This is a genomic window from Mycoplana sp. BE70 (assembly GCF_031455855.1).
In the GTDB taxonomy this organism is placed as follows: Bacteria; Pseudomonadota; Alphaproteobacteria; order Rhizobiales; family Rhizobiaceae; genus Mycoplana.
In genome coordinates this window covers 410,823-424,671 of record NZ_JAVDTM010000002.1, presented here as the reverse complement: position 1 = coordinate 424,671, position 13,849 = coordinate 410,823, and the positions used below count along the sequence as shown (strand labels likewise).

Genomic DNA, 13,849 nt, shown 5'->3' with positions numbered 1-13,849 from the left:
CGGCGGCTAGGCTAGCCTAGCCCGGCGGAACCGGATCGAACCGGATCCGCGCCTCCAGCCCCGACGGCATTCCCTCGGGCGGGGACAGCAATTCCAACCGGGCGTGCATCTGCCGCAGCAGCCGCTCGGCGATGGAAATGCCAAGCCCGGAGCCTGAGGCAGACGTCCGGCCGCGGCCGAAACGCTTGCGGATCAATTCCAACTCCCAGTCCGCCAGGACGTGCCCGTCATTGATGATCCGCACGACGCCGTCCGGCTCGAGCCGGATGTCCACCGGCGCGTCCGCGGCGCCGTGGACCAGTGCGTTTTCGATCAGGTTTCGCAACGCGATCGCAAAGCCGTCCTCGCTGGCCGGATATCTCAGCGACGCGCCCTCGGCGCGCTGAAACCGCAACCGGCCGGAGACCCGGGGATCGCGCTGGAAGTCGAGGACGACCAGCTCCAGCACGCGCGCCAGGTCGACCGGCGTCTCAACGGCGCCGAGCCCGGCCTCGGCCCGGGCCAGCTGCAACAGTTTTTCGGCCAGGTGGCTGAGGTTGGCCAGCGAGGCCTCGATCTGGCGCGCCCGCGCCTTCTTGGCCCCGCTTGGGAGTTCGTCGATCAGCACCTGCGTCTGCGCCAGTGCACCGGCGATCGGCGTCCTGAGCTCATGGGCGCTGTTGGCCGTGAATTCGCGCTCGGCATCGAGCGCCGCCTTCAGCCGGTTCAACAGCAGATTGACGGAGCGCACGATCGGCAACAGCTCGCGCGGCATGCCGTCGCGCGCGATCACGGCAAGGTTTCCGCCGTCCTTGCTGGCAATCTCCTGGCGCAGCGTGTCGATCGGGGCGATCGACCGGCGCCCGATGTACCAGACCAGCGCGATGCTGGCGGGCACGAGCAGAAGCACCGGCAGGAACAGCGCCATGGCGCCTTCGATCAGCGCCTCGCGCCGGTTGGCGAGCGCGTCGGCCACCTGCAGGTAAAGCCTGCCGTCAACGGCGGTTGTCGCCGTGTAGTAGCGATAGCTCGCGTCGCGCCAGAAGCCCCTCTTCAGTGGCACGTCGAACGGCGTCGTCGGCGCATCGTGCGAGCGCAGCAGCACTTCGCCCCGGTCGTTGCGCAACTGGTAGATCAGATACTCCTTGCCGGATGCCGACACCACGCCGCTGTCCGGCGTGGCGTTGTCGGCGACAAGGACCAGCAGGCGTTCCGCCGTTTCCTGCAGCGCACTGTCGAAGATCTCGCCGAACTCGTCCTGCATCACCATGACGCCGAGCGTGGTCGCCAGCAGCCAGAAACCGGCCAATGCGGCGGCCAGCGACAGCGTCAGCCGGCGGGTGATGCTGGCTTCCTTCATGCCTGCATCCCAAGCCGGTAGCCGACGCCGCGAATGGTGAGAATAGTGTCATGCCCCAGCTTCTTGCGCACGCGGCTCACATAGACTTCGACGGTGTTGCTTTCGATCTCCGAGCCGAAGGCGTAGAGCGCCTCCTCGATCTGCGCCTTGGAAACGATGGCGCCCGACCGGGCGAGCAAGGCATCCATGACCGCCCATTCCCTGCCCGAGAGGACGATTTGGCGGCCGTCGCGAACAATGCGGCGGTCTGCCTGGCCGATCTCCAGATCGCCAAGCCGTATGACGGGAGACGGGTTGCCGCCGTAGCGCCGTGCCACCGCGAGCATTCTCGCCGACAGCTCGCCGAGATTGAAGGGCTTGACCAGATAGTCGTCCGCCCCGCTGTTGAGACCCTCGATACGGTCGGAGATCTGGTCGTGCGCCGTCAGGATTATCACCGGCGTACCGTCACCCTCCTCGCGCAAGCCTTTCAGGAAGCCGATTCCGCTTCCGTCCGGCAAACGCAAATCGAGGAGGACAAGACCGTACTTGACCGCCCTGACCGCCGCCTTGGCGTCCTCCAGCGTCCGCACCCAGTCGATCGCGTGCCCGCCCGCCGCCACATAGTCGCGAACAGCCTCGCCCAATATGGCATCGTCCTCGATCAGCAGCACACGCACTTTGCGTCCCTCCCGGAACGCGCCGCGGCGCGTCCATTGCTCTTTGTCCAGACTATATCGGGCGTCACTCCATCGTCCATGCCGTTCCGTTCAGGTGGCGGCAGCAGGCCGACAGCCTGAAAGTACGTCGAGCGCCGGATCGTAGACCGTCGTCGCCACCGACATCAATCCCAGCACGGTGTGGAACAGATTGTCGTGCGACGCCGGTTCGCCGGCGCGTTGGCGCAGGCAGGCCGCGTCGACCGTGGCCTTGTCTTGCGCGCCTAGCCACAGCACGAACGGGACATGCGTCTGCTGTTTCGGCGCAATCAGGTAGGGTGCGCCGTGCAGGTAGAGGCCGTTCTCACCAAGGGACTCGCCGTGGTCGGACATGTAGATCATCGCCCCGTCCAGCCGGCCCTCGCGAGTTTTCAGCGCGTCGATGATCATCGACAGAAAATGATCGGTATAGGTGATGGTGTTGTCGTAGGCGTTGACGATTTCCTCTGTGCTGCAATCGGCAACTTCGGCCGTCCGGCAGTCGGGCTGGAAGCGCCGGTAGGCGTCCGGATAGCGCTCGTAATAGGCGGGGCCGTGGCTGCCGAGCTGGTGGATGACGAGGACGCTGTCCGTCTTCACCCCGTCGAGCCAGGGAACCAGGCGCTCGAGCAGGATGCCGTCCTGGCATTCGCCATCGGTGCAAAAGCGGGAATCGGGGCTGGCGGGTAGGGAATGGTAGGTGACGCGGTCGGCGATCCCCTTGCTGCCGGTGTTATTGTCCCACCACTCGGTCGCAAGCCCCGCATGGGACAGGACATCGAGAAGGTTCTCGGTCTCCAGGCCCTTGCGGTGGCTGTAGCCGTCCCGGTCGTAGATGGAGAACATGCAGGGCAGCGAAACGGCGGTTGCCGTGCCGCAGCTTTCCGTCTGTGAAAAGTAGGTGATATCGCGTGCCGCGAGTTCCGGGTTGGTCGGCCGTGGATAGCCTCCGAGCGAGAAATTGTCGGCACGCGCGGTTTCGCCGGCGACCACGACCAGCACCCGTGGCCGGCGTCCGGCGGCCGCGACGACATGTGCATCGGCGCCGAGCGGCTGCACGACGATATTCTTCTCCGCCTTCGTGCTGATCGCATAGCGGACGGCGCTGACGATCGGCGCGACCGGATTGAGGCTTGCGAGCCAATCGCGATGCTCGCGGCTGGTGACGATCAGCAGGCGCATCTGCATCGACGCGGCGACCGCGGCGATCAGCAGGAGCGGCACCACAAAGGCAGTGTTCCTGCGCGCCTTGGCGAAAAAGGGGCGGTGCTCGACCCGCACCCAGGCGACAGCGAACGAAGGAAGAAGGCCGAACGCGGCAACGTGCCAGGCAAAGGCCGGCGTGATGAGGTTGCTCGCCTCGGCGCTGGTCGTTTCGGCTGCGTTTCGGATCATCTCGACACTGACGAGCACGCCGAAGCGGTCCATGAACCACGAGGCCACGGCACCGGTCAGAATCAGGAAGATGAACAGCGGCTTGGTCAGGAACCGCACGGAGACGGCAATGCAGATGGTGGAAAAGAGCGCGGCCAGTCCAAGCGCCAAAAACGCCATCGCCCCGACGGTTCCGCTGAAATAGATCGCCGTCTTGTCCCAAAAGCTCCGATTTGCCGTCGCCAGCAGAAAGAGCGCCACGACGAAACTCAAGGATACGGCACCGATGCTGGGCCGCAGACTGCGCCGCGCGGCCGTCAGGCCGTCCGTGAAAGTCGTCATCTCGTCTCCTCGTAATCCGCATCATCCGCGGATTAGGAAACCTCGCATGCGCTTCTTGTGAACACGTGCCCGCGCGGGTCAGCCTCGTTGCGGACATTCGCCGCCTCCGCCGCGGCGGAACCTGCCGAGCGATGCTGACAACAGCCTGAACGCGGTCAAGCCCGTCACGGGGCGCCTGCCTCAAGTCGTTGGCAGGACGGAAGTCCTCTCGACGGAAGCCAAGCGGGCCGATTTTCCGCAGCTTGCTGCGGTGGCAAAGGAAGTTTGTCGCCGCGGCGCGGGATCGGCGGAGCTTGACTCGTTTTTGCGAGAAACCTATTGCTTTTGAAGCATTTGGTCAAAACGAAGGGGAACGAAACATGACGAACAGCCTCTTGATTAAACGTCGTACAGTGCTTGCCGGCGGCCTCGTTCTCGGTGCGAGCACGTTCCTGTCGCAGGCGCGCGCCCAGGCACCGCTCAAGGTTGCGGGCATCCATGCCTCCCCCGTCGAAAATGCCTGGAACTCGCGCCTGCACGAGGCGCTGCAGGCGGCGGCCAAGGACGGCGTGATCGAGTACGTGTTCTCGGAAGGCGTCTCCGGCACCGACTATCCGCGCGCCATGCGCGAATACGCCGAGCAGGGCAACAAGCTGATCGTCGGCGAATCCTATGCGGTCGAGCGCGAGGCACGGCAAGTAGCGGCGGACTATCCGGACACCGCCTTCCTGATGGGGTCCAGCGGCGAGGCCGCGGGCGACAATTTCGGCGTGTTCGGCACCTGGAACCATGACGGCGCCTATCTCGCCGGCATGCTCGCCGGCAAGATGACGAAATCCAACATCGTCGGCTCGGTCGGCGCGATCCCGATCCCTGAGGTCAACATGCTGATCAACGCCTTTGCCGCCGGGGTGAAGGACGTGAACCCGGACGCCAAGCATCTCGTCTCCTTCATCGGCACCTTCTTCGACCCACCGAAGGCGCGCGAGGCGGGCCTTGCCCAGATCGACGCCGGCGCCGACATCCTGTTCGGCGAGCGCATCGGCACCGCCGACGCCGCCAAGGAGCGCGGCATCAAGGCGGTCGGCTCGCTGCTCGACTATACGCCGCGCTATCCCGACACCGTCTTCGCCAACGCGATGTGGTATTTCCGCCCAATCCTCGATGCCGCGGTCGCTGACGTGAACGCCGGCAAGCCGGTCGGCCGGAGCTACACGGCGTACGGCCTGATGAAGGAGGGCGGCAGCGACATCGTCTATGTCAAGGGCGTGGCGCCGGCGGAGGCGGAGGCGGCCATGGAGGCCAAGCGGGCCGATATCAAGGCCGGCAAATTCGAAGTGCCGATCATGATGGAAGAGCCGAAGTAAGCCGGCTGGCCGTGGTCGTGTCCACGCCGGAGGCTACAGGTGTAGAAAAGGGAGACGCATCGGCATTGGCCGATGCGATCCGTTCCGGCGTTGTTTCGGCCTGCGAAGCAATGGAGGCGGCGCTGTCGGCCGCTTCCGCCAACACGGCATTCGGCGCGATCTGCCACCTCGATGATGCGCGCGGCCGGGAAGCGGCTGCCAGGCTCGACGCGGAGAGAACGACCAATCCGGCGCATTTCGCAACCAGACCCTTTGGTGGCGTGACGACACTGGCAAAGGACCTCGGCGGCCCCTTTGCCGGCTTTCCCGTCCGCGCGGGGTCGCGCATGCTGGACGGGATGCTGGATCCTGCGATGGATTCCGACCTCGCTGATCGGTTCCGGCAGGCGGGTTTTGCCTGCTTCGGCCTGACGACCAGTCCGGAATTCGGGCTCTCGCTCGCGAGCGAACCGGCCCGCGGGCCGATTTGCCGCAATCCGCTCGACCCGTCGCGCACCGCCGGCGGCTCCTCGGGCGGCGCGGCCGCTGCCGTCGCAGCCGGGATCGTCGCGATCGCCCATGCCACCGACGCCGGCGGCTCGATCCGCGTGCCGGCCGCCTGCTGCGGCCTGGTCGGGCTGAAGCCGACGCGCGGCGCCATGCCCGGCGGACCGCATTTCGGCAACCACCTCGGCGGGATCGCCAGCGAACTTGCCGTCTGCCGCTCGGTGCGCGACACGCGGGCGATCTTCGAGGCGCTGCGCGGCAAGGCCCGAGGTCCCTTTGCCGACCCGGCGCCGGGCGATGTTGCGGAAAGCAATTTGCGGATCGGCGTCCTCACCGAGACCGGCCGCGATTATCCGACGGATGCCGCGCGAAGCACGGTGGTTTCAGATGCAGCGAAGACACTTGAAAGGGAAGGGCACCGGATCGTTCCGCTCTACTGGTCCGACTTTGAGGATTCGGTAGCGATCTCCGCCACCGTCTTCGCCGACATCGCTTCGGTCAATCTGGCCCGGCTCGCCGAGACTGCCGGGCTTGATCTCGACCTTGCCGAACCGCTGACCCGCGCGTTTGCGCAGCGCGGACGAAAAATATCCGGTGGCGACCTCTGGACATCGCTCGATGTCGCGGTGCATGTGAGCCACAGAACCTGGGCCCTGTTCGAAAGCCTGGACTGCGTGCTGATGCCGATGCTCTCTTCCGCCCCCCCGCCGGTCGGGTCCTTTCCCGCCGACCATGCCGACACCGATCTGCACCTGCAGCGGATGACGGCCTTTGCGCCGCTTGCAAGCCTCGCCAACATCTCCGGCTTTCCGGCACTGACGCTGCCCTTCGGCGCGGATGCGGACGGATTGCCGCTGCCGCTTCAGGTGATGGGTCCCATGGGGTCTGAGACGTTGCTGCTTTCCCTCGCCACCCGGCTCGAACGCGAGGCGCGCTGGCAGCATCGTTTTGCCGTCGCGGGACTTGCAGCATGACCCCCGAAACCGTCCTCGAACTGTCCCATATCAGCAAGCGCTTCGGTGCGATCGTCGCGAACGACGATATCTCCATTAGCCTGCGCAAGGGCGAACTGCTGGCGCTGCTCGGCGAAAACGGCGCCGGCAAGACGACGCTGATGAGCATTCTTTTCGGCCACTACACGCCGGACGAGGGCACCGTGCGTGTCGACGGCGTCGAGCTTCCGCACGGCCGCCCGCGCGCGGCGATCAAGGCCGGGGTCGGCATGGTGCATCAGCATTTCTCGCTGTCGCCGAACCTGACCGTGCTCGAAAACGTCATGACCGGCACGGAGCCCCTCTGGTCATGGCGGTCGAACAAGAAGGCGGCGCGGCGCAAGCTGCTTGCAATCGCCGAGCGCTTCGGCCTCGAGGTCGATCCGGGCGCGCGGCTCGGCGACCTGTCCGTCGGCGAGCAGCAACGGGTGGAGATCCTCAAGGCTCTCTACAACGACGCGCGCATCCTGATCCTCGACGAGCCGACAGCCGTACTGACCAACATCGAGGCGGAGCGGCTGTTTCGCACGCTGAAGGAGATGGCGCGCCAGGGCCTGTCGCTGATCTTCATCTCGCACAAGCTGGATGAGGTGATGGCGGCCGCCGACCGCATCGTCGTCCTGCGCGGCGGCAAGGTGGCGGCCGAGCGCATGGCCAGCGAAACCAACAAGGCGGAGCTCGCCGAACTGATGGTCGGCCATCGCGTGACACGGCCGACGCGCGAACCCGCGACACCGGGTGAAACCGTGTTCCAGGCGTCCCGCCTGACGGTGACCAGCGGCGGCATCGACCGTTTGAAGGAAATCGATTTCTTCCTGCGTGAAGGCGAGACGCTGGGCATCATAGGCGTCTCCGGAAACGGCCAGGCGGCGCTGTCGCAGCTGATGAGCGGGCTGGCGGCGCCAAGCAGCGGGGAGATGCGGCTGTTCGGTGAAATCACACCCGCGCTCGACGTGCACGAGTTGGTGGAAGCCGGCGTCGGCCGCATTCCCGAAGACCGCCACCGGCAAGGCACGATCGGCGAAATGGCGATCTGGGAGAATGCTGTGCTGGAGCGGATTCACACCGCGCATTTCTCCCGGGCCGGCCTCGTCAACCGGATGGCCGGCCAGGCGCTGGCCGCCACCATCATCGAGGATTTCGACGTGCGTGGTGGCACGCCGACGAGCCGCGCGCGCCTGCTGTCCGGCGGAAACATGCAAAAGCTGATCCTCGGGCGCAACCTCTACCGGCGGCCGCGCATCCTGATCGCCGCGCAGCCGACGCGAGGCCTCGATGAGGGCGCAGTCGCCGCCGTGCACGCGCGCATCCTCGAGGCACGCCGGCAGGGGACGGCGGTGCTTTTGATTTCCGAGGACCTGGACGAGGTGATCGGCCTTGCCGACCGCATCCAGGCGATCGTCAAGGGGCGGCTTTCCGCGCCGATCGCCGCCGAGGACGCCGACCCGCGCCGCCTTGGCCTGATGATGTCCGGCGACTGGACGTCGAGCGAAGGACAGACCGATGCGCCTTGAACGCCGCGAACACCGCCCGCTGCTGCTGGTCGTCCTGTCACCAATTCTTGCCGTCGCCGCGGCGCTGGCGCTCGCGGGCATCCTGATCGCGCTCGCCGGCGCACCTGTGCTGGAGGCCTATGGCCGCATCCTGACCGGCGCCTTCGGTACGCGGCTCTCCGCCACCGAAACCCTGACGCGGGCGACGCCGCTGATGCTGACCGGGCTTGCGGCTGCCGTCGCCTTCCGTGCACGGCTTTGGAACATCGGCGCCGAGGGACAGTTCTATCTCGGCGCGATCATGGTGGCCGCCCTCGGGTCGAGCGCGCTCTCGGGATTGCCGGGACCGGTGCTGATCCCGCTCCTCTTTGCCGCCGGCGCGCTTGCCGGCATTCTCCTGATGCTGGTGCCGCTCTGGCTGCGTCTGCGCTTTTCCGTCGACGAGGTGGTGACGAGCCTGCTTTTGAACTTCGTCGCCGTCCTCTTCGTCTCGATGATGATCGAGGGGCCGCTGAAGGATCCTCTTGCCTTCGGCTGGCCGCAGTCGATGCCGGTTGCCGACCACGCGCTGCTGCCCAAGCTGATCGAGCGGTCGCGTCTTCATATTGGCCTGCTAGTGGCCGTCGTTACCGCACTGGTGGTCCACTTCCTGCAGGCGCGCACCGTTTTCGGCCTGCAGTCGCGTGCCGCCGGCCTGAACCCGGAGGGAGCCGCCTTTGCCGGCGTGCCGCTCGGCAGGACGCTGGTCAAGGTTGCCTGCCTCTCGGGCGGGCTTGCCGGGCTTGCCGGCGCGATCGAGGTGATGGGCGTGAAGGGATACGTCACGACCGACCTGTCGCCGGGCTACGGCTATGCCGGCATCATCGTCGCGATGCTGGCCAACCTCAATCCGCTCGGCGTGATCGCCGCCGCGCTCTTCACCGCCACCATGTTCGTCGGCGCCGACGGCATGAGCCGCGCGTTGAGCATCCCGACCTACATCGCCGACGTCACCGTTGCGCTGTCGCTCCTGACCATGCTCGTCGCCATCTTCTTCACCCAGTACAGGATCCGCCGATGAGCACGCTGTTCGACATCATCGCCTCGGCCGGCCTGTGGGCCGCGGTTCTGCGGATCGCGACGCCGCTGATCTTCGGCACGCTCGGCGCGCTGCTGTCGGAGCGGTCCGGCGTCCTCAACCTCGGCATCGAGGGGATCATGACCTTCGGCGCGATGATCGGCTGGCTCGCGGTGTTCAACGGTGCCGACCTCTGGACCGGCATCCTTGTCGCCGCGCTATCCGGCGCGCTGTTCGGCCTGCTCCATGCGTCGATGACGGTGACGCTTGGCCTGTCTCAGCATGTGACGGGGCTTGGCATCACCCTGTTTGCCTCCTCGCTCAGCTACTATATTTTCCGCCTGACGGTGCCGCTTGCCTCGACGCCGCCGACAGTGACGCCGTTCCGACCGCTCGCCATTCCGGGCCTCTCGGATCTGCCCTTCGTCGGTCCGGCGCTCTTCACCCAGACCGCGCCCACCTATCTGGCGATCGTCATCGCGCTGCTGCTCGGCTATGTCGTCTACCGCACCCCGCTCGGGCTGGCGCTGCGCATGAGCGGCGAAAACCCGCACGCGGCCGAAGCACAGGGCGTCGACCCGATCAAGGTGCGTTACGGCGCGATCATGGCGGGCAGCGCGCTGATGGCCGTCGGTGGCGCGTTCCTGACGCTGTCGGCGTTCAACAGTTTCTTCCCGACCATGGTGCAGGGGCGCGGCTGGATCTGCATCGCGCTCGTCGTCTTCGCCTCCTGGAAGCCGGCAAGGGCGCTGTTCGGGGCGCTGCTGTTCGCCTTCTTCGACGCGTTCCAATTGCGGCTGCAGGCGGTGCTGGGCGACGTGCCGTACCAAATCTTCCTGATGATGCCCTATATACTCTCCATCGTGGCTCTCGCCGCCATGGCCCGCCGCGCCCGCGTCCCGCAAGCGCTGATGCAGCCCTATCGGCGCGGTGAGCGTTAGGCTCAGGCGGTTGCCCGTTCGGCCCGGTGGGGTCGGAGGCGATGGTCGATCACCTGCTCAAGGCCATGTTCGTTACCTCGCCCGCCTTCATCGCCACGAAGCGTGACGAGCACGGGCGACTACACCTTTGCCATCGAGGCGAGAGACAGCAATGGCGAGCGTAAGGATGGCGCGGATGCAACGCGATCACGGCCGGCTGCCTTGGCGCGGTAGAGGGCGCGATCGGCGCGCTCGATGGCGGGGCCGATCAGGGATCGCCCGAATTCAGCCACACCGAAGCTTGCGGTGACCTGGGAAGTAATACCCGCTGCAGACCAATCGGAAGTTGCCAAATGGTGCCTGGCGCGTTCTGCCCAGTGAACGGCGTCGTCCTCGCGCGCACCTTCAATGAAAATAACGAACTCTTCTCCGCCGAACCGTGCGATATGCATGCGGATATCCAAGCTTATTCTCGGGTCAGAAGAGGGCAAACGAACTATATTGACATTTGAGCGCAGCTTTCATGCTATAAAGCATGGATATTGAGCTCGCCCGCACATTCCTGGAAATCGTTTCGACCGGAAGCTTTATTCGGGCCGCGGAACGTTTGAACGTGGCGCAGACAACGGTCAGCGCGCGGATCCGCAACCTTGAGCAACTCCTTGGCCGGCCTTTGTTCATCCGGAACAAAGGTGGTGCGTCCCTGACACCGGCAGGCGAGCAGTTCCTGCACCATGCGCCGATGTTCGTGCAGCTGTGGCAGCGAACTCGTCATCAGGTCGCGGTTCCCCCAGGCCGCCGTGCGGTGCTGACGATCGGCAGCGAAGTTATGCTTGCGCAACCACTGCTGCTCAATTGGGTCCGATGGATACGCCAGTCCCTTCCCGATATCGCGCTGCGCGTGCATGTGGACGTGCCCCAGGACCTGATCGATCAGGTTGCCTCGGGGATGGTCGACGTGGCGATCATGTATGCGCCCGCCCATCGGCCCGGCCTCAAGATCGACTTGCTCCTGGAAGAAAAGCTCGTGCTTGTGACAACCGACCCAGAGGCGCGACACGGGGAGACGAATTATGTCTATATGGACTGGGGGCCGGACTTCGTGCGGCATCACCATGTGAATTTCCCGGATATCATACCGGATCTCACTTTCGATCTCGGCCCGCTGGCGCTCAGCTATGTCCTTGCAAGCGGCGGGTCGGGTTACTTCAGGTTGAGTACGGTGGAGCCCCTTGTAGCGGCGAAACAGCTTCACATCGTCCCCGAGATGCCGCAGTTCTCCTATCCGATTTACGCGGTACAGTCTGCTACCGCGGATGACAGCATCGTCGGGCCTACCCTCGCCGGACTGCGTACCATTTTCTGACAAGCCGCGTCCTAAGTCACTGATCCAACCGCCGCATATTCGTCCATCGCCGAACTGTCGAGAGCCGGCCAATCGGTGCGCTCACGTATCGCCCCAGGAGTCATCAGCGTGTACGATCGGCAGCCGCTCGGTCGTTGCGAGGGGGCTGGCGATCGATACCGCCTTCGCCGATGCGATATCGACGGGAACGATGCCACCGCTACCCGTCATACTGGTATCGGCAGCGTCGATCGCCACAAGATCGCACCGTGCTGTCAAGCTGGTTGTAGCCTTCCGGACAGGGCAATGACCACCCTGACTTGACAATCAGGCGAGCCGGGCTACCGTTAGGTGTGGCCTTCCATACGGCTCCCGAGGTTCGGGGCGACAGTTTTGCGATCTGTTCTGCCCCCCGCACATTCCTTGCGACGGTGGCCTTGCTCTGCGTTTCCTGGCTGTTGCCGACAATCGCACTGGGCTCTCCTCACGCGACGCTTGCGCCTTGGCTGGGTGGAACAAAACCGCCGTTGGAGCTCGATTCTCTCGACGGCAAAAGGATATCCCTCGAGGACTATCGAGGGCAGGCCGTCATCGTTCATTTCTTCGCCACCTGGTGTGAGCCCTGCGTCGGGGAGTTGAAGTCCCTGGAGAGGTTGGCGGCGCGGCGACACGGCGAGCGCTTGGCCATTCTCGCTGTCGATGTCGGGGAGGTCGATGCACGCGTGCGATCCTTCTTCCAAAAATACCCGGTCAGCTTCCCCGTTCTGCTGGATCGCGATCGAACGATCACAAAGGCATGGCAGGTAATGGCGCTACCGACCAGTTTCGTGCTGGGGCCAGAACTTTCTGCAGTCCTGTTCGTCAAAGGCGAGCTTGATTGGGATAACCGAGATGTCGATTCCGCGCTGGATGAGACGATCAAAACCCCGTTTGAGGGTGGACCGGCATTTGTTGAAAGAGAGGGAGGTAAGTGACAATGACCAGCCGTCGCGAATTCCTGGCCGGGGCAGCGGCCTGTTCTGCCACCGCACTGATGCTGCCGGCACTGGCAAGAGCGGATCTGAGGTTCGATCCTCAGTCCGGGGCATGGCGGACCTTCAGCATTACCACGCGTGTCGATATCCCGAAGTCAAACCGGGCTGCACAGGTCTGGGTTCCATTACCTTCCTTGCACGAAGATGAGTGGATGGTGCCGTCCGGCGACCAATGGTCAGGCAATGCCGCATCCGCCGACATCGTGACTGATCCGAAACATGGCGCGAAGCTGCTGCACGCGAAGTTCTCCGCAGATCAGACATCGGCCGTGCTGCAGATTGAAAGCCGGATCAAGACACAAAGCCGCTCCGCGCCGTTTGGCGCGCGCGCGCCGGTCGCGACATTGAGCGATGCCGAGCGGCAGATTTACCTCGAGGCGACGGAGCTGATGCCGACCGATGGCATCGTGAAGGAAGTCGCCGACAAGATCACGGCCGGTTCGACGACTGAACTTAACAAGGCCAGGGCGATCTACGAATGGATCGTCGAGAACTGCCACCGGGACGGCGCCGTTCGCGGTTGCGGCACCGGGGATGTCGCGAGCATGCTGCAGTCGGGAAATCTCGGCGGCAAGTGCGCAGACCTGAATGCGCTCTATGTCGCGCTGGCCAGGGCATCGGGGCTGCCGGCGCGTGACGTCTATGGGATTCGGGTTGCGCCTTCCCGGTTCGGCTATAAGAGCCTCGGAGCGGGTTCGGAAACGGTCACCAAATCTCAGCATTGCCGCGCCGAGGTCTATGTTTCCGACTACGGATGGATCGCGGTCGATCCTGCGGATGTCCGCAAGGTCATGCTGGAGGAGCCGCCTGGCAACAATGCAATCGATTCTCCGGTGGTCGTTGCCGCGCGGGAGAAGTTGTTCGGGTCCTGGGAGGGCAACTGGCTTGCCTACAACACTGCCCACGATCTGGTGTTGCCGGAGTCGGCCCACAAGGTCGCCTTCCTGATGTATCCGCAGGCCGAGATCGATGGAGAACTGCTCGATACTCTTGATCCCGATGCTTTCAAATACACGATCACTGCCGCCGAGATCGCGTCCTGAGCAACTGACACATGACGGGGCGGGTCCAAGCGATCCGCCCCGCGCGACGATGCGGTTCAAGTGAAATATTGGAGTGTGGCCTGCAAAGGCTCAGAAGATGGTGGTTGCCGGATCAGCGCCCGAGATCTTTTTCGGGTTCGCGAATGAGCCGGTGCGCTTGACGGAACTTGCGCATGGCGGTGGCTGCGGCTGCGCCGATTATTCTTCAGCAACGTCTCGGCTGGCAGCCGGCCACCGTTGTGCAACGTTAAATTCTACCGCCGGAATGAACGAATTTCCAAGCACTTTGCATCATCGACTCGTCGGCTGTTGGCGCGCAATTCAAGTGGTCACTGCTGGCCTCGCCCGAACAACACTGCAAAATTCTTGTTCTTAAGCCGCATTTAAATTCATTTGTACGT

13 protein-coding genes are annotated in these 13,849 nt (G+C 64.6%); 8 read left to right on the top strand and 5 right to left on the bottom strand.

Translation table 11 applies throughout. The features are described from left to right. Window positions 1-16: 16 nt before the first annotated feature. The 3 genes from J2Y48_RS05370 to J2Y48_RS05360 form a co-directional block, all read right to left on the bottom strand. The gene (locus J2Y48_RS05370) at window positions 17-1,339 is read right to left on the bottom strand and encodes a HAMP domain-containing sensor histidine kinase (RefSeq protein WP_310413840.1); all 1,323 of its coding nucleotides are present in this window, start codon (window positions 1,337-1,339) and stop codon (window positions 17-19) included. Then, window positions 1,336-1,998, bottom strand: coding sequence for a response regulator transcription factor (locus J2Y48_RS05365; RefSeq protein ID WP_310413837.1), 663 nt, complete (start codon window positions 1,996-1,998; stop codon window positions 1,336-1,338). The genes J2Y48_RS05370 and J2Y48_RS05365 overlap by 4 nt, the downstream gene beginning before the upstream one ends. Before the next feature lie 90 nt (window positions 1,999-2,088). Continuing rightward, complete coding sequence (locus J2Y48_RS05360; protein ID WP_310413834.1) at window positions 2,089-3,732, bottom strand: phosphoethanolamine--lipid A transferase; 1,644 nt, start codon at window positions 3,730-3,732, stop codon at window positions 2,089-2,091. Window positions 3,733-4,091: 359 nt separating this feature from the next. Between J2Y48_RS05360 and J2Y48_RS05355 the strand changes: the two genes are divergently transcribed. The 5 genes from J2Y48_RS05355 to J2Y48_RS05335 all read left to right on the top strand — a co-directional run bounded on the left by J2Y48_RS05355 (window position 4,092) and on the right by J2Y48_RS05335 (window position 10,047). Further along, window positions 4,092-5,078, top strand: a complete 987-nt coding sequence (locus J2Y48_RS05355; protein ID WP_310413831.1) for a BMP family protein — start codon at window positions 4,092-4,094, stop codon at window positions 5,076-5,078. Between the two features lie 65 nt (window positions 5,079-5,143). Further along, on the top strand, window positions 5,144-6,538 hold the full coding sequence (locus J2Y48_RS05350) for an amidase (RefSeq protein WP_310413828.1): 1,395 nt from the start codon (window positions 5,144-5,146) through the stop codon (window positions 6,536-6,538). Continuing rightward, window positions 6,535-8,070: an ABC transporter ATP-binding protein gene (locus tag J2Y48_RS05345; RefSeq protein WP_310413825.1), complete on the top strand. Its 1,536-nt coding sequence runs from the start codon at window positions 6,535-6,537 to the stop codon at window positions 8,068-8,070. The genes J2Y48_RS05350 and J2Y48_RS05345 overlap by 4 nt, the downstream gene beginning before the upstream one ends. Then, a complete protein-coding gene (locus J2Y48_RS05340) occupies window positions 8,060-9,109 on the top strand; it encodes an ABC transporter permease (RefSeq protein ID WP_310413822.1) in 1,050 nt (349 codons plus the stop codon). The genes J2Y48_RS05345 and J2Y48_RS05340 overlap by 11 nt, the downstream gene beginning before the upstream one ends. Continuing rightward, complete coding sequence (locus J2Y48_RS05335) at window positions 9,106-10,047, top strand: ABC transporter permease (protein WP_310413819.1); 942 nt, start codon at window positions 9,106-9,108, stop codon at window positions 10,045-10,047. Before J2Y48_RS05340 ends, J2Y48_RS05335 begins: the two co-directional genes overlap by 4 nt. A 119-nt stretch (window positions 10,048-10,166) precedes the next feature. Here the strand turns inward: J2Y48_RS05335 and J2Y48_RS05330 are convergent, their stop codons facing one another. Beyond that, the gene (locus J2Y48_RS05330) at window positions 10,167-10,490 is read right to left on the bottom strand and encodes a GGDEF domain-containing protein (RefSeq protein ID WP_310413816.1); all 324 of its coding nucleotides are present in this window, start codon (window positions 10,488-10,490) and stop codon (window positions 10,167-10,169) included. Window positions 10,491-10,561: 71 nt separating this feature from the next. Between J2Y48_RS05330 and J2Y48_RS05325 the strand changes: the two genes are divergently transcribed. Further along, window positions 10,562-11,392, top strand: coding sequence for a LysR family transcriptional regulator (locus J2Y48_RS05325; RefSeq protein ID WP_310413813.1), 831 nt, complete (start codon window positions 10,562-10,564; stop codon window positions 11,390-11,392). Window positions 11,393-11,473: 81 nt separating this feature from the next. Here J2Y48_RS05325 and J2Y48_RS05320 read toward each other — a convergent pair whose 3' ends face one another. Next, a complete protein-coding gene (locus J2Y48_RS05320) occupies window positions 11,474-11,650 on the bottom strand; it encodes a hypothetical protein (protein ID WP_310413810.1) in 177 nt (58 codons plus the stop codon). A gap of 248 nt (window positions 11,651-11,898) precedes the next feature. Between J2Y48_RS05320 and J2Y48_RS05315 the strand changes: the two genes are divergently transcribed. Beyond that, window positions 11,899-12,345, top strand: coding sequence for a TlpA disulfide reductase family protein (locus tag J2Y48_RS05315; RefSeq protein ID WP_310413807.1), 447 nt, complete (start codon window positions 11,899-11,901; stop codon window positions 12,343-12,345). 2 nt (window positions 12,346-12,347) lie between these two features. After that, entirely contained in the window at window positions 12,348-13,448 is a 1,101-nt protein-coding gene (locus J2Y48_RS05310; RefSeq protein ID WP_310413805.1) for a transglutaminase domain-containing protein, read from the top strand. Window positions 13,449-13,849 lie beyond the last annotated feature (401 nt).

What these genes read in the sequence shown, in the direction of transcription:
- J2Y48_RS05370 (WP_310413840.1), bottom strand. Translation starts at nt 1,339, where the DNA reads ATGAAGGAAGCCAGCATCACCCGCCGGCTGACGCTGTCGCTGGCCGCC.
- J2Y48_RS05360 (WP_310413834.1), bottom strand. Translation starts at nt 3,732, where the DNA reads ATGACGACTTTCACGGACGGCCTGACGGCCGCGCGGCGCAGTCTGCGG.
- J2Y48_RS05355 (WP_310413831.1), top strand. Translation starts at nt 4,092, where the DNA reads ATGACGAACAGCCTCTTGATTAAACGTCGTACAGTGCTTGCCGGCGGC.
- J2Y48_RS05345 (WP_310413825.1), top strand. Translation starts at nt 6,535, where the DNA reads ATGACCCCCGAAACCGTCCTCGAACTGTCCCATATCAGCAAGCGCTTC.
- J2Y48_RS05340 (WP_310413822.1), top strand. Translation starts at nt 8,060, where the DNA reads ATGCGCCTTGAACGCCGCGAACACCGCCCGCTGCTGCTGGTCGTCCTG.
- J2Y48_RS05335 (WP_310413819.1), top strand. Translation starts at nt 9,106, where the DNA reads ATGAGCACGCTGTTCGACATCATCGCCTCGGCCGGCCTGTGGGCCGCG.
- J2Y48_RS05325 (WP_310413813.1), top strand. Translation starts at nt 10,562, where the DNA reads ATGGATATTGAGCTCGCCCGCACATTCCTGGAAATCGTTTCGACCGGA.
- J2Y48_RS05310 (WP_310413805.1), top strand. Translation starts at nt 12,348, where the DNA reads ATGACCAGCCGTCGCGAATTCCTGGCCGGGGCAGCGGCCTGTTCTGCC.